Source organism: Massilia violaceinigra, assembly GCF_002752675.1.
Lineage (GTDB): Bacteria > Pseudomonadota > Gammaproteobacteria > Burkholderiales > Burkholderiaceae_D > Telluria_A > Telluria_A violaceinigra.
The window spans coordinates 4194882-4211659 of record NZ_CP024608.1 but is presented as its reverse complement, the minus strand read 5'-3'; the positions used below and the strand labels follow the sequence as shown (position 1 = coordinate 4211659).

Sequence of the window (16778 nt, the reverse complement as noted above, 5' to 3'; positions counted from 1 at the left end):
TGCTCCGCGCTTACTCGTAACCGTAGGCGCGCAGGCCCGCTTCATTGTCGGCCCAGCCGGATTTGACCTTGACCCAGATCTCCAGGTACACCGGACCGCCGAACAGCTTTTCCATGTCGAGCCGCGACTGGGTCGATACTTCCTTCAGACGCGCGCCCTTGTTCCCGATGACCATCGACTTGTGCGTGTCGCGCTCGACCAGGATGGCGGCGAACACGCGCCGCAGGTCGCCTTCCTGCTCGAATTTTTCGATCAGGACGGTGCTGGTGTACGGCAGTTCGTCACCGACGAGGCGGAACAGCTTTTCGCGCACGATTTCGGAAGCGAGGAATTTTTCGCTGCGGTCGGTGATGTCGTCCGGGCCGAACACGGGCGCGTTCTCGGGCAGGAGGCGCTTGATCTCGTTTTGCAGGCCGTCGAGCTGAAACTTGAGCTTGGCCGAGACAGGCACGATGGCGGCGAAATCATGCTTGGCCGCGATCTGCTGGGCGAACGGCATCAGGGCCGCCTTGTCCTTGACCCGGTCCGACTTGTTGATGACCAGGATGCACGGCACGTCCGTGGGCAGCAGGTCGATCACCTGCTGGTCGGCCGGGCCGAAGGTGCCCGCTTCGATCAGGTACAGGATCACGTCGGCCGAAATGAGCGTATTGGTGACGGTCTTGTTGAGCGTCTTGTTGAGCGCATTCGAGTGGCGCGTCTGGAAGCCCGGCGTGTCCACGTAGATGAACTGGGCGTCGTCCACGGTCTGGATGCCGGTGATGCGGTGGCGCGTGGTCTGGGCCTTGCGCGAGGTGATCGAGACCTTGGCGCCGATCAGCACGTTCATCAGGGTCGATTTGCCCACGTTGGGGCGGCCGACGATGGCGATATAGCCACAACGGAAGTTTTCTGGGGTAGTTGTGGCGTTCATGCAGATTTCGTTTCTGGAGGCGGGTGTTTAGGGGTTTTGGCGTCGACCGGCAGCGTGCTGTCGTCGTCGGCGTCGGGCTCGGCGTCGCTCTGGATGGTAGCGATGCCGGCCAGCTTGAGCTGGGCGGCGCGCGGCTTGGCCTTGCGGCCGGCCGGCGGGGTCTTCAGCAAGGCTTGCTCGGCCACTTCGAGCGCGAGCTTGGCGGCGGCCTGTTCGCCGGCGCGGCGGCTGCCGCCACGGCCGTAGACCTGGATGCCGAGCTTGGGCACCAGGCATTCGATCTCGAATTCCTGGCTGTGCGCGGCGCCATGGGTGGCCACCACGTTATAGGTCGGCAGCGAGATTTTCTTACTTTGCAAAAATTCCTGGAGCAAGGTCTTGGCATCCTTGCCGAGGGTGCGCGGGTCGACCGAGTCGAGAATCGGGATGTAGAAGGCACGGATCACGTCGCGCGCGGCATTGAAGCCGGCGTCGAGGAAAATCGCGCCCAGCAGCGCTTCGAGCGTGTCGGCCAGGATCGAAGGCCGGCGAAAGCCGCCGGACTTGAGCTCGCCCTCGCCCAGGCGCAGGAATTGCGACAATTCCAGCTTCTGGGCGATCTCGTAGAGCGACTGCTGCTTGACCAGGTTGGCGCGCAGGCGCGACAGGTCGCCCTCGTCGATGGCGGTAAAACGCTCGTACAGCACCGACGCCACCACGCAGTTCAGGACCGAATCGCCGAGAAACTCCAGGCGCTCGTTATGCAAACTGCTGTGGCTGCGGTGCGTCAAGGCTTGCTGCAACAGGCCAGCATCCTGGAACGTATACCCTAAGCGCGTTTGCAATAACTGAAGATTCATGTGTCGGATTTCTTGGTTGGACTGCCTTAACGGATGGGGTCTGCCGGTTTTTCAGGAATGACGCCGCTCGGGTCGGTGGTACCCGAGTAGTCGATCAGCAGCGTGACATTGGTGATCAGCGGAATGCGCGAGGTGTAGGCGAATGCCACCTGGGTCTCGCCGGTATCCTTGGTGATGATCAGGTCGGTGCCCTTGATCGTTTTAATGCTGTTGATGTCGGCGTGCTTGTCGAAGGACAGCTGAATGTCGCGCACCGTGCCGTCGATCTTCTTGGCGGCGATGATGCCGGCCTTGACCGAGCGGTATTCGAGAAAGGTCGGAAAGACTTTCATGGCGAACATGGCAATAAAGGTAATGATTGCCAGCAAGAAAATCAGGCCTGACAAGGACACACCCTGCTGTTTCGCCAGATTGACGGGTTTCGATCCGTACATAGTAAATCCCTTTGACTTTAATGAATGCTGCCGATGCGGCCAAGACTACCCAGGTTCATCCAGACAAAAAACGCCTTGCCCACGATATTCTTATTCGGGACGAAGCCCCAATAACGGCTGTCGGAGCTGTTGTCCCGATTATCGCCCATCATAAAGTAATTGCCCGGAGGTACGATACAAGTAAATTTATCGACGGTATACGTGCAACCTTCCCGGTGCGGGAAGTTCTTGACCTGGTCGATGTTGATCACCGCCTTGCCCTCATCGTTGAGGATGCGGTGCGGCACGCCGGTCAGGCCTTCCATGTATTGCTTATGGTACACGGGTGATTCCTCGTCGAGGAAATCGGGGAGCGCCGTGTACTTCACTTCCTGGCCGTTGACGGTCAGGCGCTTGTTTTCATACGTGATTTTATCACCGGGAATGCCGACCACCCGTTTGATGTAATCCTGCGCCATATCGTCGGGATATTTGAACACCATCACGTCGCCGCGCTGGGGGTCGTTGACGTCGATGATTTTCTGGTTCAGCACCGGCAGGCGGATGCCGTAGGTGAACTTGTTCACCAGGATCAGGTCGCCGATGACCAGGGTCGGCACCATCGAACCCGAGGGAATCTTGAACGGCTCGTACAGGAAGGAGCGCAGGATGAACACCAGCGCAATCACCGGGAAGAAGCTGCCCGAGTACTCGATCCAGGTCGGCTGGCGCAGGATGGCCGCTTCGATCGACTGGCGGCTGGTGTTGTCGACCTTGATGCCCTCGGTGCTCAGCTTGGCGTTGCGCGCGTCGAAGGCGGCCAGGGCCGCATCGGCCGCGGCACGCCGCTGGCGCGCGAAATAAAACACATCCAGACACCAGACGATGCCCGTGAGGACCATCGCCACGAACAGGATCAGTGCAAAATTCCCTAAGATAAACTGCAGGTTCATTTATCGTCCACTTGTAAAATTGCCAGGAATGCTTCTTGTGGAATTTCCACCGAGCCAACCTGCTTCATGCGCTTCTTACCGGCCTTCTGCTTCTCGAGCAATTTCTTCTTGCGGCTGATATCGCCACCGTAGCACTTGGCCAGCACGTTCTTGCGCAGCGCCTTGACGTTTTCGCGCGAAATGACGGTGGCGCCGATGGCGGCCTGGATCGCCACGTCGAACATCTGGCGTGGAATCAGTTCGCGCATCTTGGCGGCGACCTGGCGGCCGCGGAACTGGCTGTTGGCGCGGTGCACGATGATGGCCAGCGCATCGACTTTTTCGCTGTTGATCAGCATGTCGACCTTGACCACGTCCGCAGCCCGGTATTCCTTGAACTCGTAATCCATCGAGGCGTAGCCGCGCGAGGTCGACTTGAGGCGATCGAAGAAGTCGAGAACGATCTCGGCCATCGGCATTTCGTAGATCAGCTTGACCTGGCGGCCGTGGTAGCTCATGTCCATCTGCACGCCGCGCTTGCCGATGCACAGGGTGATGACCGAGCCCACGTATTCCTGCGGCATGTACAGATTGACCGTGACGATCGGCTCGCGCACTTCCTCGATCTTGGACGGATCGGGCATCTTGGATGGATTGTCGACCCGGATCAGGGAGCCGTCGCGCATGATCACTTCGTACACCACGGTCGGCGCCGTGGTGATGAGGTCCATGTCGAATTCGCGCTCCAGGCGTTCCTGCACGATTTCCATGTGCAGCAGGCCCAGGAAGCCGCAGCGAAAGCCAAAGCCCAGCGCCTGCGATACTTCCGGCTCGTACATCAGGGCCGCGTCGTTGAGCTTGAGCTTTTCGAGCGAGTCGCGCAGCGCATCGTACTGGTTCGCTTCGACCGGGAACAGGCCGGCGAACACCTGCGGCTGGACTTCCTTGAAGCCCGGCAGGGGCGCGCTAGCCGGCTTGGCCGCGTGGGTCACCGTGTCGCCGACCTTGGCGGCCTTGAGTTCCTTGATGCCGGCGATGACAAAGCCGACCTGGCCGGCGGAAATCTGCGGCAGGGATTGCGATTTCGGGCTGAACACGCCCACGCTCTCGACCAGCTGCACCGATTCGGACGCCATCAGCAGGATTTTTTCTTTCGGTTTCAGGGTGCCGTTGATCACGCGCACCAGCATCACCACGCCGACGTAGTTATCGAACCACGAGTCGACGATCAGCGCCTGCAGCGGCGCCTCCGGATCGCCCTTTGGCGGCGGCACCCGGGCGATCAGCGATTCGAGCACGTCTTCCACGCCCAGGCCGCTCTTGGCCGAGCACTTGACGGCGTCGGTCGCATCGATCCCGATCACGTCTTCGATCTCGGCAATCGCGTTGGCCGGATCGGCGTGCGGCAAGTCGATCTTGTTAAGAACCGGCACCACTTCCACGCCCAGGTCGAGCGCGGTGTAGCAGTTCGCCACCGTCTGCGCTTCCACGCCCTGGGAAGCATCGACCACCAGCAGCGCGCCTTCGCACGCCGACAGCGAACGCGACACTTCATAGCTGAAGTCGACGTGGCCGGGCGTGTCGATCAGGTTCAGGTTGTACACCTGGCCGTCGCGCGCCTTGTAATGCAGGGCCGCGGTCTGGGCCTTGATGGTGATGCCGCGCTCGCGCTCCAGGTCCATCGAATCGAGCACCTGGGCTTCCATGTCGCGGTCGGACAAGCCGCCGCAGATCTGGATGATACGGTCGGCGAGGGTCGATTTGCCGTGATCGATGTGGGCGATGATGGAAAAGTTACGTATGTTGTTCATTAATGCAATTCAAAACCAAGTAGGGAAGGACGACATTCGGGGTGGTCGCGCGGGCTTTGGTGCTCCAGCTTGCTGCGTCAGCTTGCTGTGCCGGCTTGCCGTATCGGGGCGACGCCGCCCCCATACGAAAAAAGCGCTCCGTGGGGGGCATGGCTATCCCCAGGCGAGCGCCTTGTCAAGCGAGAGAAGCTGTCAAGCTCAGAACAGAAGCTAATTCCGACCCCCGCATTTTACCGGATTTCAGGGTAGAAAGCCGGTCTATTGCCGAATTCCGTGTAAACATTGTTAAATCGACACAGGCGATGCCGCCAGGTAGGCACGCACGGCCGCTTCGTCGAGGAAGTAGTGGCACAGCTCGGGGCCGGCCGGGTCGCCGAACAACACCGGCACCAGTTCGTCGAAGCGCTCGACCAGGGCCGGGTCGGCATCGACGTCGATCACCTCGACGGCGAAGCGCACGGTCTCGGTTTGCAGGGCATTGAGGGCGTCGAGCAGGTCGTCGCACAGGTGGCAGTAGCTGCGGGAATACAGGGTGAATCGGATCATGGCATCGCGTTATCAAAAAGGAAAAGCCGGCGGCCAGGGGGCGCCGGCGATGGCTGGTTTGCCGCTCAGGGCTTACCTTGTTTGGGGATGGATCACCACGTATTGGGCGGTGTCGTCGCGCCGCACCAGCACCAGGGCATTTTTGCGGGGATCGAGCCGGGCGACCAGGGCGTTGAACTGTTTGGCATCCTTGATTTCGATATTGTTCAATTGCAGGATCAGGTCGCCCGGACGCAGGCCGGCACGTGCCGCCAGCGCTTCGCTGGCATCGACCAGCACGCCGCCGTCGATCTGCAATTGCTTGCGCTGCACCTCGCTCAGGTCCGACACATGCAGGCCCAGCGCGTTGGGACGCTGCTCGGGGCCCGGCTTCTTGGGACCCGGCTTGCGCGCGGCCTTGTCGTCGTCGAGCGTGACGATGTTGACCGTAATGTCTTTCTGCTGGCCCTGGCGCCAGACCGTGACCACGGCCTTGCTGCCCACGGCCGTGGCGCCCACCAGGCGCGGCAAATCGCCGCTGCGCTCGATTTCCTTGCCGTTGAACTTGAGGATGATGTCGCCGACCTTGATGCCATCCTTGTCGGCCGGACCGCCCGCCTCCACCCGCACCACTTCGACGCCGCGCGCCTGGCCCAGGCCCAGCGCCTCGGCCACGTCCTTGGTCAGTTCGTCGATTTCGACCCCGAGGCGCCCGCGCGTGACCTTGCCGCTCTTCTTGAGCTGGTCGGCAACGCGCATCACTTCATCGATCGGCACGGCAAAGGAAATGCCGTTGTAGCCGCCGGAGAGGGTCGCGATCTGGGAATTGATGCCGATGACTTCGCCGCGCATATTGATCAGGGGGCCGCCCGAGTTGCCGGGATTGACCGCCACATCGCTCTGGATCAGCGGCAGGAAGTCGCCGGTATCGCGCGACTTGGCCGAAATGATGCCGGCCGTGACCGTATTGTTCAGGTTAAAGGGCGAGCCGATGGCGATCACCCATTCGCCCACGCGGATCTTGCCTGAGTCGCCGATGGTCAGGCTGGGCAACTGTTGGGCGTCGAGCTTGAGCAGGGCCACGTCCGAGCGCTTGTCGGAACCGAGCACGCGGGCCTTGAATTCGCGCCGGTCGGTCAGGGTGACCAGCACTTCGTCGGCGCCGTCGACGACATGGGCGTTGGTGAGCACGAAGCCGTCGGCCGAAATCAGAAAGCCGGACCCGACGCCGCGCTGCAGCTCATCTTCCTGGGACGGGGCCTGGGGCGGCAACTGCGGCTGGGGAGCGCGCCTGCCGCGCGGGTCCTGCGCGCCGTAGAAGCGGCGCAGCAGGTCCAGCACTTCTTCCTCGGTGGGCGCGCGCTCGCCCGGCTTGAGCTTTTCGGTGGTGCGGATATCGACCACCGCCGGCCCGACCTTGTCGATCAGGTCGGTGAAATCGGGCAGGCCGGTGACCAGCGGCGCGCCCACCGGTGTGGCGGCCCCCGCCTGCGGGGCCGCGCCCAGGGCGGCAGCGGCGATGAACAAAGCGGAGAAGAGCTTGCTGCCAACGGAAAGTGTCATGGTGATCGGGTAGGGGGAATCGGATAAAGATTGACGTTATGGTAAGCCAAAACGCCCTCCTTGTCGCGCCGCTCGTCGCCGGCCCGGCCGCGGCGCGATGGCGCCGTCAATGGCGGGGGCGCCCCGCGCCAGGGCGGCGCCCGGCGGGCGGCCACGGCATGCCTGCCAGGCAAGCACGGCGCGGATGACGAGGGTGGATCAGGAAATCGAGGCGATGGCCGGCTTGGCCATGCTGACCGGCTTGGGATCGGCCATGCCATCGGCCCTGCCATCGGCGATGCTGTCGGCCGCGCCATCGGCCTTGGCGTCCCGGCTTCCGGTCGCGCCCTCGGCCCGCGGTTCGGTGATGGCCTCGTTCACCGGTTCGGCGACGGCTATCGCGTCCGGCGCATCGGGCGCATCGCTGCCGCTCACGGGGCCGGCGCTGCCGGTCACCGCCGCCTCGCTGATGCCGGTGACCGGCCCGGCCGCGCCGGCGGCCACGGCGGCCGGGGGAATGGGCGGCGCGCGCCGCGACAGGGCCGCGCTCGATGCGCGCAGCACGCGCTTGCCCGGCGGCGGCTCGGCCGCCAGGCGCGCCGCCAGTTTGCCGGCGAATGCGTCGGATACGTCGGGCCCGCCCGGGTCGCGCATGGCGTCGCGGATGCGGTGGTACAGGTCCCACGCGTGCTGGCCGTCGGCCGAATGCAGGGCCGCGTCAGGAAACGTGGACGGCGACAGTTCGTGGTCGCTGAACGCCGAGATCTGCTCCCGGACTTTTTTCGGGGTGTCCATCAGTATTTCCATCACTGTAAGTGTGACCAAAAGTTAACCGATTAGAGCGATCATCGCTACCTTTAGCGTCGTTTGTCAACTGGCATGTCGAGCAAGGGCCTCAACTTTTCGGCGATCACTTCGCGCGCCCGGAAAATCCGGCTGCGCACCGTGCCGATGGGACATGACATCACTTCCGCTATTTCTTCGTAGCTCAACCCTTCAATTTCGCGCAGGACAATCGCGTTGCGCAATTCGTGCGGCAGCGCCTCCATCGCGGCATTGACCGTATAAGCGATCTGCTTGCTTGCCAACACCGATTCCGGGGTGTTGATGTCACGCAAGCTGTCCGCATCGTCAAACGCTTCGGCGCGCTCCGCATCGGACTCGGTCGAGGTCGGTGCGCGCCTGCCCTGCGTGACGAGAAAATTCTTCGCCGTATTGATCCCGATTCTGTAGAGCCACGTATAGAAAGCGGAATCCCCCCTGAAATGCCGCAAGGCCCGATACGCCTTGATGAATGTTTCCTGTACCACGTCCTCGGCCTCGGCCGGATCATGCACCAGGCGCGAAACAAGCCGCATCAGCCTGCGCTGATATTTACTGACCAGCAGGTCGAACGCCTGCCTGTCGCCAGCCTGGACGCGCTCAACCAGCAGTTGATCACACTCGCGTTCTGTCGTCACTGACCCTGCCCTCTTGGCTGCAGCAGCGGCCCGTCCCTATGTCTATAGAGTTGGCCGCTTGCAATAAGTTCAAAGTATTTTGTTATTTCCGACAAATTTATTGTCCCGCCCGGCAATGGCCCTGAGGGCCACCGACAAACCCCGGAATTGCTCGCGAGCCAAACTGTCCGGCCAGATGAGCAGCACACTGACGAGCTTGCCACCGGATGAGCCCAGCAGCAGGAGCAGGCTGTGCGGCCAGATAGTCGATCCGGGAAGCAATTGCAGCACATCTGCTTCGGCCGGTACTGCGCCCAAGCTCTGTTGTACCGTCAGGCGAATCTCGCCGAGTCCAGAAATATCAATCCTGCGCCGCATTTCCCCCTGTGCCGATGCCCTCCATGCAAGCATTGCTGCCAAGGCGCAAGCCCCAGCACACCATGCCGGCAAAACGCTGGCCGCGCCAATGCCCGCAGCCCAGCGCCCGACGAGCGCAAGAGCCACGGTCAGATTGAGCGCGGCATAGCACAGCAGAACCAGACGCAAGGAACGCGACGGCCTGATGCAGGCGGAAACCGCAATCGACATAATCAGTAGGAAAGGTGCTGCGGGGCGCCAGTGCGTGATGGTGCACTGGGCAAATCGGACCCCGGCGAGAGCCGCCGGCGTTTCATCGACGCCCACACTTGAGACAAGTGCGGACGCCGAAAGTTCATGCTGCGACGCGAAAATTTTTCCTGCGCGTCATTGCACCAAGGATTGTTTTAGCGACGCCGGGGTTCAGGCCTTGCCGAATGCCTTGCCGAATGCCTTGCCGAATACCAAGGTGCCGTTGGTGCCACCGAAGCCGAACGAGTTCTTCACCGCGATGTCGATCTTCATCTCGCGCGCCGTATTGGCGCAGAAGTCCAGGTCGCAAGCGGGGTCCTGGTTGAAGATGTTGATCGTCGGCGGCGAGATCTGGTGATGCATCGCCAGCACGGTGAACACGGCTTCCAGGCCGCCGGCGCCGCCCAGCAGGTGGCCGGTCATCGACTTGGTCGAGTTGACCACCAGCTTGCCGGCGTGCGCGCCGAAGGTCTTCTTCAATCCCTGCACTTCGGCCACATCGCCCTGCGGGGTCGAGGTACCGTGCGCGTTGACGTAATTGACCTGGTCGGCATTGATGCCGGCATTGGTCAGGGCCGATTGCATGCAGCGGCTCGCACCACTGCCGTCTTCGACCGGCGCCGTCATGTGGTAGGCGTCGGCACTCATGCCGAAGCCCAGCAGTTCGGCATAGATCCTGGCGCCGCGCGCCTTGGCGTGCTCGTACTCTTCGAGCACCATCACGCCGGCACCCTCGCCCAGCACGAAGCCGTCGCGGTCGACGTCCCACGGACGCGAGGCGGTGGCCGGATCGTCGTTGCGCGAAGACAGCGCGCGTGCCGAGGCGAAACCGCCCAGGCCCAGCGGCGAAATGGTCGCTTCGGCACCGCCCGCAATCATCACGTCGGCGTCGCCGTACTCGATCAGGCGGCCAGCCGCGCCGATGCTGTGCAGGCCGGTGGTGCAGGCCGTGACGATGGCCAGGTTCGGACCGCGCAAGCCGTACTTGATCGACAGGTTGCCCGAAATCATATTAATGATCGAGGCCGGCACGAAAAAGGGGGAAATGCGGCGCGGGCCGCGCTTGGCGTATTCTTCCTTGGTGTCTTCGATCAGCGGCAAGCCGCCGATGCCGGAACCGATGATCACGCCGATGCGGTCGGCATTGTCTTCGGTGACGACCAGTCCGCAATCCTGCATTGCCTGGATACCCGCCGCCATGCCGTAATGGATAAACGTATCCATGTGGCGGGCATCCTTGGCAGGGATGTAATCCTCGATATTGAAACCCTTGACTTCGCCCGCGAAGTGGGTCGAAAAGGGCTGCGCATCAAACTTGGTGATGTTGGCAATGCCCGACTTGCCGGCCAGCGCCGCGCTCCACGTCTCGGCAACCGTGTTGCCGATTGGTGAAACGCAGCCCAGCCCGGTGATGACGACACGACGATTTCGTGAACGGCTCAAGCGATTCTCCCGAGAAAAATTGTAAAACTTAGGCCTTGACGTGCGCCGTAGCGTAGTCGATTGCCTGTTTCACGGTGGTGATCTTTTCAGCTTGTTCGTCAGGGATTTCCATTTCGAATTCGTCTTCCAGTGCCATCACCAGTTCGACGGTGTCGAGGGAATCCGCACCGAGGTCGTCAACGAACGAAGATTCGATTTTGATGTCTACTTCTGCAACGCCCAGTTGCTCAGCGACGATTTTTTTAACGCGTTGTTCGATATCCGACATGTTATGGCTCCATTGTGTGTGTTACGGAAAGTGCGCGCATTTTATCAGGTTTGCGCGGTGAAAAACTAATTTCGGTGTCTGCCGCAAATTCCACCGAACGTACTGCTAAATGACGAGAATTCCCCTTATCTGATCCGTGCGCAGGGCCGCAAATGGGATCAGGCAAGGCACTCAACATCAATTCATATACATTCCGCCGTTCACGTGCAGGGTCGTGCCCGTGATGTACGCCGCTTGCGGCCCCGCCAGGAAGGCGACGGCGTGGGCGATGTCTTCCGGCGCGCCCAGGCGCCCCAGCGGAATTTGCGTCAGCAAGCCGGTGTGCTGCTCGGCACTTAATGCCTTGGTCATATCGGTATCGATGAAACCGGGAGCGATGCAGTTGACCGTGATATTGCGGCTGCCGATCTCGCGCGCCAGCGCCCGGCTCATGCCGGCCACGCCGGCCTTGGCGGCCGCGTAATTCATCTGCCCCGCATTGCCGGCCGAACCGACCACCGAGGTGATGTTAATAATACGCCCATGCTTCGCTTTCATCATGCCGCGCAGGACCGCGCGCGACAGGCGCCCCACCGCCGACAGGTTGGTGGCGATGACACTGTCCCATTCCTCGTCCTTCATGCGCATGGCCAGCTGGTCTTGCGTGATGCCGGCATTGTTGACCAGGATCGACAGGCTGCCGAAACCCTTTTGCACATCGTCGACGACGGCGCTGCAGGCGGGCGCATCGGTCACGTTCAGGACCGCGCCCTTGCCGCCGAATTCGGCCAGATAGGCGGAAATCGCCTCTGCGCCGCTCTCGGTGGTGGCGGTGCCGACCACTTTCGCGCCCTGGCGGGCCAGTTCGAGTGCGATGGCCTTGCCGATGCCGCGCGACGCGCCCGTGACCAGGGCGACTTGATTTTCCAGTTTCATTGATGTCCTTTTGTTCTAATATTCTGCGATGCCCTGCGATACTGCGCCAACTGGCTTACGCCTGATTGAGGCTGCTCAATACGCGCTCCAGCGAAGCCTGGTCCACCAGCGCCTCGCCCACCAGTTGCGCATCGATGCGCTTGGCCATGCCGATCAGCACCTTGCTCGGCGCCGATTCGATCACCTGGGTGACGCCGCCGGCCGCCATCATCTGCATGGTTTCGACCCAGCGCACCGCACCGGCCGCCTGGCGCACCAGCGCATCCTTGATCGCTTCGGGATCGTTCAGGATAGCCACGTCGACGTTGTTGATCAAGTCGATCCGCGGCGCCGCGAACGGCACATCCTTCAGATAGTCGCGCAGGCGGTCCGAGGCCGGTTTCAGCAAAGAGGAATGGAACGGCGCCGACACCGCCAGCTTCATGGCGCGCTTGGCGCCCTTGGCCTTGGCCAGTTCGCAGGCGCGTTCGACGGCGCCATTATGGCCGGCGATCACGATCTGGGTCAGCTCGTTGAAATTCACCGCCTCGACCACTTCGGCCGGATTGGCGGCGTCCGTTACGGCTGCCGCTTCGGCGCAAATCGCGCGCACCTCGTCGGCCGGCAGGCCGAGGATGACGGCCATGCCGCCCTGCCCCACCGGCACCGCTTCCTGCATGGCCTGGGCGCGGAAGCGCACCAGCGGCACCGCATCCTTGAAGGCGATCACGCCGGCCGCCACCAGGGCCGAATATTCGCCCACGCTGTGGCCGGCCACCACCGCCGGCACGGCGCCGCCGGCCGCGATCCAGGCGCGGTAAACGGCGACCGAGGCGGTCAGCATGACAGGCTGGGTATTGGTGGTCAGGTCCAGGTCTTCCTTGGGACCGTCGGCGATCAGTTTGCCCAGGTCGAAGCCGAGCGCTTCGTTGGCTTCGGCAACGGTTTGCGCGACCACGGGGTTGCCGGCGAAGCCGCCCAGCATGCCGATGGCCTGCGAACCCTGGCCGGGAAATACGAACGCGAATTTACTCATGGAATGATGTCCTCCTGTTTTGTTTTTATGGCGGCATCCGCATCAAGGACTGATGCGGGCAAGAATTAAATAAACGGCGAAAGAATCGGCAAAGGAAATGGCGAAGGCAACGGCGGAGCTCGCGGGCGCCACCGCGCCGGGCGCCGCCGCGCCGGGCGCCGCCGCGCCAGAACCAATCACATGCGCACCAGCACGGCGCCCCAGGTGAAGCCGCCGCCGACGCCTTCCATCATGACGTTGTCGCCCGCCTTGATGCGGCCATCGCGCATGGCGATATCGAGCGCCAGCGGAATCGAGGCGGCCGAGGTATTGCCATGCTGGTCGACCGTGACCACCATTTTATCGAGCGGCAAGCCGAGCTTTTTCGCCGTGCTTTTCATGATGCGGATATTGGCCTGGTGCGGCACCAGCCAGTCGAGCTGGCCGGCGGTCATGTGCGCGTGTTCGAGCACCTCATTGGCCACCTGCTCGAGCACGGTGACGGCCAGCTTGAACACTGCAGGGCCATCCATGTACAGGAAAGCGCTGCCGGCGATCGCGCCGCCGGCCAGGGTGCCCGGCACGCTGAGGATGTCGGAATAGCGCCCATCGGCATGCAGTTTGCATGCCAGAATGCCCGGCTCTTCCGAGGCGGTCAGGACAATGGCCCCGGCGCCATCGCCGAACAGCACGCAGGTGGTGCGGTCGTTGAAATCGAGAATGCGCGAAAACACTTCCGCGCCGATCACCAGCACGTTCTTGTGCGCGCCCGACTTGATGAAGGCGTCCGCCACCGACACCGCATACACGAAGCCGCTGCAGACGGCTTGCACATCGAAGGCGGCGCTGTTGTTGTGCATGCCGAGCTTGCGCTGGACGATGCAGGCGGTGCTGGGAAAACTGCCATGGAAATCGGGGGTCGAGCTGGCCACGATGACGAGGTCGATTTCCTCGGGATGCTTGCCGGCCATCTCGAGCGCCTTGCGGGCGGCCGCCACGGCCAGGTCCGACGACAGCTCGTCCGGCGCTGCGTAATGCCGGTTCGAAATACCGCTGCGGGAGACGATCCACTCGTCCGACGTTTCGATGCCCTTGGCCGCCAGTTGCTCGGTCAGGTCGCCGTTGGAGACGCGCTTGGCCGGCAGATAGCTGCCGGTGCCGATAATTTTGCTGTACAAGGTCATTGCTAGCCGTCCTACGAGTGGGTTATTCCTGGCACTTCCGGGTCAGGCGTACGGGGCATCAACTCGGCGATCATGGCCGAGAGCTGCTCCTGCACATTGTATTTTGCCGCGTCGAAGGCGCGTTTGATCGCCCACTCATACGAGTAGGCATCGGCGCCGCCGTGGCTCTTGAACACCAGGCCGCGCAAACCGAGCAGGCTGGCGCCGTTGTAGCGCGACGGATTGAAACGGTTGGAGAATTTCTTCAGGGCGCCGCGTCCGATGATGGCCCCGAGCATGGTCAGCGGATTGCGCTTGAACTCGGTGGTCAGGGCATCCTTGACGAAGCGGCCCAGTCCCTCGGCCGCCTTGAGCGTGACGTTGCCGACGAAACCGTCGCACACCACGATGTCGGTGGTGCCCTTGAAAATATCGTTGCCTTCGACGTTGCCGTAGAAATTCAGGGCGCCGCGCTCATGGTCTTCGCGCAGCAGCTTGCCGGTGGCCTTGACCACTTCATTGCCCTTGATTTCTTCGGTGCCGACATTGAGCAAGCCGATGGTGGGGCGCTTGATGCCTTCCATGGCCGAGACCAGCACCGAGCCCATGATGGCGAACTGGTGCAGGTGATGCGGCTCGCAGTCGACGTTCGCGCCCAGGTCCAGCATATAGGTCGGGCCGTCTTTCTGGTTGGGAAGGATCGAGCAAATGGCGGGACGGTCGACCCCGGCCATGGTCTTGAGCACATAGCGCGACACCGCCATCAGGGCGCCGGTATTGCCGGCGGACACACAGGCCTGGGCCTTGCCGTCCTTGACCAGCTCGATCGCCACGCGCATCGACGAATCCTTCTTGCGGCGCAGGGCGATTTCGATGGGATCATCCATCGTCACCACTTCGGACGCATGCAGGATGGACAGGCGCGGATGGCTGTCGGCTTTGTGTTTTTTGAGTTCTGCGCGCAACTCGTCCTGCAGGCCGACCAGAATCAATTCTGCTTCGGGTTCGCTGCTGAGGAAAGAGAGTGCTGCGGGGATAGTAACTGAGGGGCCATGATCGCCGCCCATGCAGTCAATGGAAATTTTAATTGTCATTTTGTGGATTCGTACCGCGACTCAACAGCGTGTGGCGGCAGGATGCGATCTGGAAGTGGGCGAGCGCCAAGCAGAGTCTGCGTAATTCGAAATGACGGTGTGCAAAGGTGGTTTGCAGCCGGTGACAAAGAAAAAGCGGTGCGACGCACAAAAAAGTCGTTGCACCGCTTTCATCTTACTCAAACTAAAACGTCGATTACTCGTCGTTTTTGGTTTTGAGAACTTTGCGACCACGGTAAAAGCCGTTAGGGCTGATGTGGTGACGCAGATGCGTTTCACCGGTGGTTGGCTCGATGCCCAGTTGTGGCGCGACCAGGAAGTCGTGCGAACGGTGCATACCGCGCTTCGAAGGGGATTTCTTGTTTTGCTGAACTGCCATGATGACTCCTAATACATAAGTTCTAAAATTCTAACACAATCGATCAGCAAATACATGCGAATCGAGTATCCCAGCGGCAAAATTTCTTTACCGACATGTTTAACGCCGTCCTACCTTTACTACCAATGCCATACTCGACTACAACACGCGTTTGACACGTTCATTACACTTGCTTGTTCTGTATTTCAGCCGCCAGCCGCACAGCGACTATTCCGGCTTGAGATTCTTGAGCCCCGCAAACGGCGACGGCTTGTCGGACTTGACCGCGTCGAGCAGCTTGCTGTCCGGACATGCGTCGTGCTTCGGCACTTGCGGCAGGGCCAGCAAGGCCTCATCCTCGAACAGATCGCGCACATCGCATTCGCGGCTGCCGACGATGACGTCGATGCTCTCGTCGTTCAATACTTCCTCGATCTCGTCCGCATGCTCGTCATCCTTGCCGAGCATCAGCACGGTGGACGAATCCATCTCGTAAGCGAACGGGGCCAGGCAACGCTGGCATACCAGCTGGACCGTGCCGGATACCGACAAGGTCATTTGCGGATAGCCCTGCTTGCTGGTCGACCCATCGATGGTCCAGGCGATCTGGCCCGACTGGTCGGCGCAATCCTTGTTCAACCGGCTCATTTCAGCGACAGGCGTGACGCCCTCGCGATGGCCGTTGCTTCGACAAAACTCAAAAGCGTCGATGACAAAAGCACTCATTGCAGAAATTTTCCCCGGAAAACCTGCGATAATAACAGGCTTCTCGCTGTGGAGTCAAAGACTAAGCGCGATTATTTGGGCATGGACCCGCGCGCTGTTGCTGGCGCGACCACGCCGTGCCCGCCAGATGAATCCCGCTGCGCCCGCTAACAGGGACAGCCAACCGGACCAAGGTACGACATGATACCAACTTCCACCGCACCGCGGCTAATTCTTGCATCGAGTTCCGCGTATCGGCGCGAATTGCTCGAACGCCTGCGCCTGCCGTTCGACGTGCTGGTGCCCGATATCGATGAAACGCCCCTGCCCGGCGAATTGCCCGAAGCGACCGCGCTGCGCCTGGCGCGCGCCAAGGCCGAAGCGGTCGCGGCGCGCGCGCCGGGCAGCGTTGTCATCGGTTCCGACCAGGTCGCCACGCTCGACGGCGAGCAGATCGGCAAACCGGGCAACCACGCCAATGCCCTGGCCCAGCTGCAGACCATGCGCGGACGGCGCGTGGTGTTCCACACGGCGCTGTGCCTGTGGGACGGCCGCACCGGCACGGCCCAGGTGGAGAACGTGCAAACGTTCGTCACCGTGCGCGACCTGCCAGATGCCGAACTCGACGCCTACCTGCGCATCGAGCAACCCTACGACTGCGCCGGCAGCGCCAAGAACGAAGCGCTCGGCATTGCCATCCTGGAACGCATCGACAGCACCGACCCGACCGCCCTCACCGGCCTGCCCCTGATCGCCCTGACCGGCATGCTGCGCCAGGCCGGATTCTCCTTCTTTCAACAGTGAGCACTGCACTT

General features: G+C 61.9%; 19 protein-coding genes. 1 reads left to right on the top strand and 18 read right to left on the bottom strand.

Annotated elements, in window-relative coordinates:
- Positions 1-10: 10 nt before the first annotated feature.
- The 18 genes from era to CR152_RS18775 all read right to left on the bottom strand — a co-directional run bounded on the left by era (position 11) and on the right by CR152_RS18775 (position 15984).
- Positions 11-913 (bottom strand): GTPase Era, encoded by a 903-nt coding sequence (gene era / locus CR152_RS18860; protein ID WP_099877067.1) that lies wholly within the window; start codon positions 911-913, stop codon positions 11-13.
- Positions 910-1752, bottom strand: a complete 843-nt coding sequence (gene rnc, locus CR152_RS18855; protein WP_229413451.1) for a ribonuclease III — start codon at positions 1750-1752, stop codon at positions 910-912. The genes era and rnc overlap by 4 nt, the downstream gene beginning before the upstream one ends.
- Positions 1753-1778: 26 nt before the next feature.
- Positions 1779-2186, bottom strand: a complete 408-nt coding sequence (locus CR152_RS18850) for a DUF4845 domain-containing protein (protein WP_099877064.1) — start codon at positions 2184-2186, stop codon at positions 1779-1781.
- 17 nt (positions 2187-2203) lie between these two features.
- Positions 2204-3118, bottom strand: a complete 915-nt coding sequence (gene lepB, locus CR152_RS18845) for a signal peptidase I (protein ID WP_099877061.1) — start codon at positions 3116-3118, stop codon at positions 2204-2206.
- Complete coding sequence (lepA, locus tag CR152_RS18840; protein WP_099877059.1) at positions 3115-4908, bottom strand: translation elongation factor 4; 1794 nt, start codon at positions 4906-4908, stop codon at positions 3115-3117. Before lepA ends, lepB begins: the two co-directional genes overlap by 4 nt.
- Positions 4909-5193: 285 nt before the next feature.
- Positions 5194-5454: a glutaredoxin family protein gene (locus CR152_RS18835; protein WP_099877056.1), complete on the bottom strand. Its 261-nt coding sequence runs from the start codon at positions 5452-5454 to the stop codon at positions 5194-5196.
- A 72-nt stretch (positions 5455-5526) separates the two neighbouring features.
- Positions 5527-6996: a DegQ family serine endoprotease gene (locus CR152_RS18830; protein ID WP_099877053.1), complete on the bottom strand. Its 1470-nt coding sequence runs from the start codon at positions 6994-6996 to the stop codon at positions 5527-5529.
- Positions 6997-7194: 198 nt separating this feature from the next.
- Complete coding sequence (locus CR152_RS18825; RefSeq protein ID WP_157778587.1) at positions 7195-7770, bottom strand: sigma-E factor negative regulatory protein; 576 nt, start codon at positions 7768-7770, stop codon at positions 7195-7197.
- A 62-nt stretch (positions 7771-7832) separates the two neighbouring features.
- Entirely contained in the window at positions 7833-8435 is a 603-nt protein-coding gene (gene rpoE, locus CR152_RS18820; protein ID WP_054267245.1) for an RNA polymerase sigma factor RpoE, read from the bottom strand.
- 69 nt (positions 8436-8504) lie between these two features.
- Entirely contained in the window at positions 8505-9002 is a 498-nt protein-coding gene (locus tag CR152_RS18815) for a protein YgfX (RefSeq protein ID WP_307718587.1), read from the bottom strand.
- 192 nt (positions 9003-9194) lie between these two features.
- The gene (fabF, locus tag CR152_RS18810; RefSeq protein ID WP_099877043.1) at positions 9195-10466 is read right to left on the bottom strand and encodes a beta-ketoacyl-ACP synthase II; all 1272 of its coding nucleotides are present in this window, start codon (positions 10464-10466) and stop codon (positions 9195-9197) included.
- 28 nt (positions 10467-10494) lie between these two features.
- The gene (gene acpP / locus CR152_RS18805; protein ID WP_018059410.1) at positions 10495-10734 is read right to left on the bottom strand and encodes an acyl carrier protein; all 240 of its coding nucleotides are present in this window, start codon (positions 10732-10734) and stop codon (positions 10495-10497) included.
- A 177-nt stretch (positions 10735-10911) separates the two neighbouring features.
- Entirely contained in the window at positions 10912-11649 is a 738-nt protein-coding gene (gene fabG / locus CR152_RS18800) for a 3-oxoacyl-ACP reductase FabG (protein WP_099877040.1), read from the bottom strand.
- Positions 11650-11704: 55 nt separating this feature from the next.
- Positions 11705-12664 carry an ACP S-malonyltransferase gene (gene fabD / locus CR152_RS18795; protein WP_099877037.1) on the bottom strand — a complete coding sequence of 320 codons (960 nt, stop codon included), beginning with the start codon at positions 12662-12664 and terminating at the stop codon, positions 11705-11707.
- A gap of 176 nt (positions 12665-12840) precedes the next feature.
- Positions 12841-13827, bottom strand: a complete 987-nt coding sequence (locus CR152_RS18790) for a beta-ketoacyl-ACP synthase III (protein WP_099877034.1) — start codon at positions 13825-13827, stop codon at positions 12841-12843.
- 11 nt (positions 13828-13838) lie between these two features.
- On the bottom strand, positions 13839-14900 hold the full coding sequence (gene plsX / locus CR152_RS18785) for a phosphate acyltransferase PlsX (protein WP_099877031.1): 1062 nt from the start codon (positions 14898-14900) through the stop codon (positions 13839-13841).
- A 196-nt stretch (positions 14901-15096) separates the two neighbouring features.
- Positions 15097-15279, bottom strand: coding sequence for a 50S ribosomal protein L32 (gene rpmF, locus CR152_RS18780; protein ID WP_008449924.1), 183 nt, complete (start codon positions 15277-15279; stop codon positions 15097-15099).
- A gap of 207 nt (positions 15280-15486) precedes the next feature.
- Positions 15487-15984 carry a YceD family protein gene (locus tag CR152_RS18775; RefSeq protein WP_099877028.1) on the bottom strand — a complete coding sequence of 166 codons (498 nt, stop codon included), beginning with the start codon at positions 15982-15984 and terminating at the stop codon, positions 15487-15489.
- A 180-nt stretch (positions 15985-16164) separates the two neighbouring features.
- On the opposite strand from CR152_RS18775, the gene CR152_RS18770 reads away from it, so the two are divergent.
- Complete coding sequence (locus CR152_RS18770) at positions 16165-16767, top strand: Maf family nucleotide pyrophosphatase (RefSeq protein WP_099877025.1); 603 nt, start codon at positions 16165-16167, stop codon at positions 16765-16767.
- Positions 16768-16778: the final 11 nt, after the last annotated feature.

What these genes read in the sequence shown, in the direction of transcription:
- era (WP_099877067.1), bottom strand. Translation starts at nt 913, where the DNA reads ATGAACGCCACAACTACCCCAGAAAACTTCCGTTGTGGCTATATCGCC.
- rnc (WP_229413451.1), bottom strand. Translation starts at nt 1,752, where the DNA reads ATGAATCTTCAGTTATTGCAAACGCGCTTAGGGTATACGTTCCAGGAT.
- CR152_RS18850 (WP_099877064.1), bottom strand. Translation starts at nt 2,186, where the DNA reads ATGTACGGATCGAAACCCGTCAATCTGGCGAAACAGCAGGGTGTGTCC.
- lepB (WP_099877061.1), bottom strand. Translation starts at nt 3,118, where the DNA reads ATGAACCTGCAGTTTATCTTAGGGAATTTTGCACTGATCCTGTTCGTG.
- lepA (WP_099877059.1), bottom strand. Translation starts at nt 4,908, where the DNA reads ATGAACAACATACGTAACTTTTCCATCATCGCCCACATCGATCACGGC.
- CR152_RS18835 (WP_099877056.1), bottom strand. Translation starts at nt 5,454, where the DNA reads ATGATCCGATTCACCCTGTATTCCCGCAGCTACTGCCACCTGTGCGAC.
- CR152_RS18830 (WP_099877053.1), bottom strand. Translation starts at nt 6,996, where the DNA reads ATGACACTTTCCGTTGGCAGCAAGCTCTTCTCCGCTTTGTTCATCGCC.
- CR152_RS18825 (WP_157778587.1), bottom strand. Translation starts at nt 7,770, where the DNA reads ATGGACACCCCGAAAAAAGTCCGGGAGCAGATCTCGGCGTTCAGCGAC.
- CR152_RS18815 (WP_307718587.1), bottom strand. Translation starts at nt 9,002, where the DNA reads ATGTCGATTGCGGTTTCCGCCTGCATCAGGCCGTCGCGTTCCTTGCGT.
- acpP (WP_018059410.1), bottom strand. Translation starts at nt 10,734, where the DNA reads ATGTCGGATATCGAACAACGCGTTAAAAAAATCGTCGCTGAGCAACTG.
- fabG (WP_099877040.1), bottom strand. Translation starts at nt 11,649, where the DNA reads ATGAAACTGGAAAATCAAGTCGCCCTGGTCACGGGCGCGTCGCGCGGC.
- fabD (WP_099877037.1), bottom strand. Translation starts at nt 12,664, where the DNA reads ATGAGTAAATTCGCGTTCGTATTTCCCGGCCAGGGTTCGCAGGCCATC.
- CR152_RS18790 (WP_099877034.1), bottom strand. Translation starts at nt 13,827, where the DNA reads ATGACCTTGTACAGCAAAATTATCGGCACCGGCAGCTATCTGCCGGCC.
- plsX (WP_099877031.1), bottom strand. Translation starts at nt 14,900, where the DNA reads ATGACAATTAAAATTTCCATTGACTGCATGGGCGGCGATCATGGCCCC.
- rpmF (WP_008449924.1), bottom strand. Translation starts at nt 15,279, where the DNA reads ATGGCAGTTCAGCAAAACAAGAAATCCCCTTCGAAGCGCGGTATGCAC.
- CR152_RS18775 (WP_099877028.1), bottom strand. Translation starts at nt 15,984, where the DNA reads ATGAGTGCTTTTGTCATCGACGCTTTTGAGTTTTGTCGAAGCAACGGC.
- CR152_RS18770 (WP_099877025.1), top strand. Translation starts at nt 16,165, where the DNA reads ATGATACCAACTTCCACCGCACCGCGGCTAATTCTTGCATCGAGTTCC.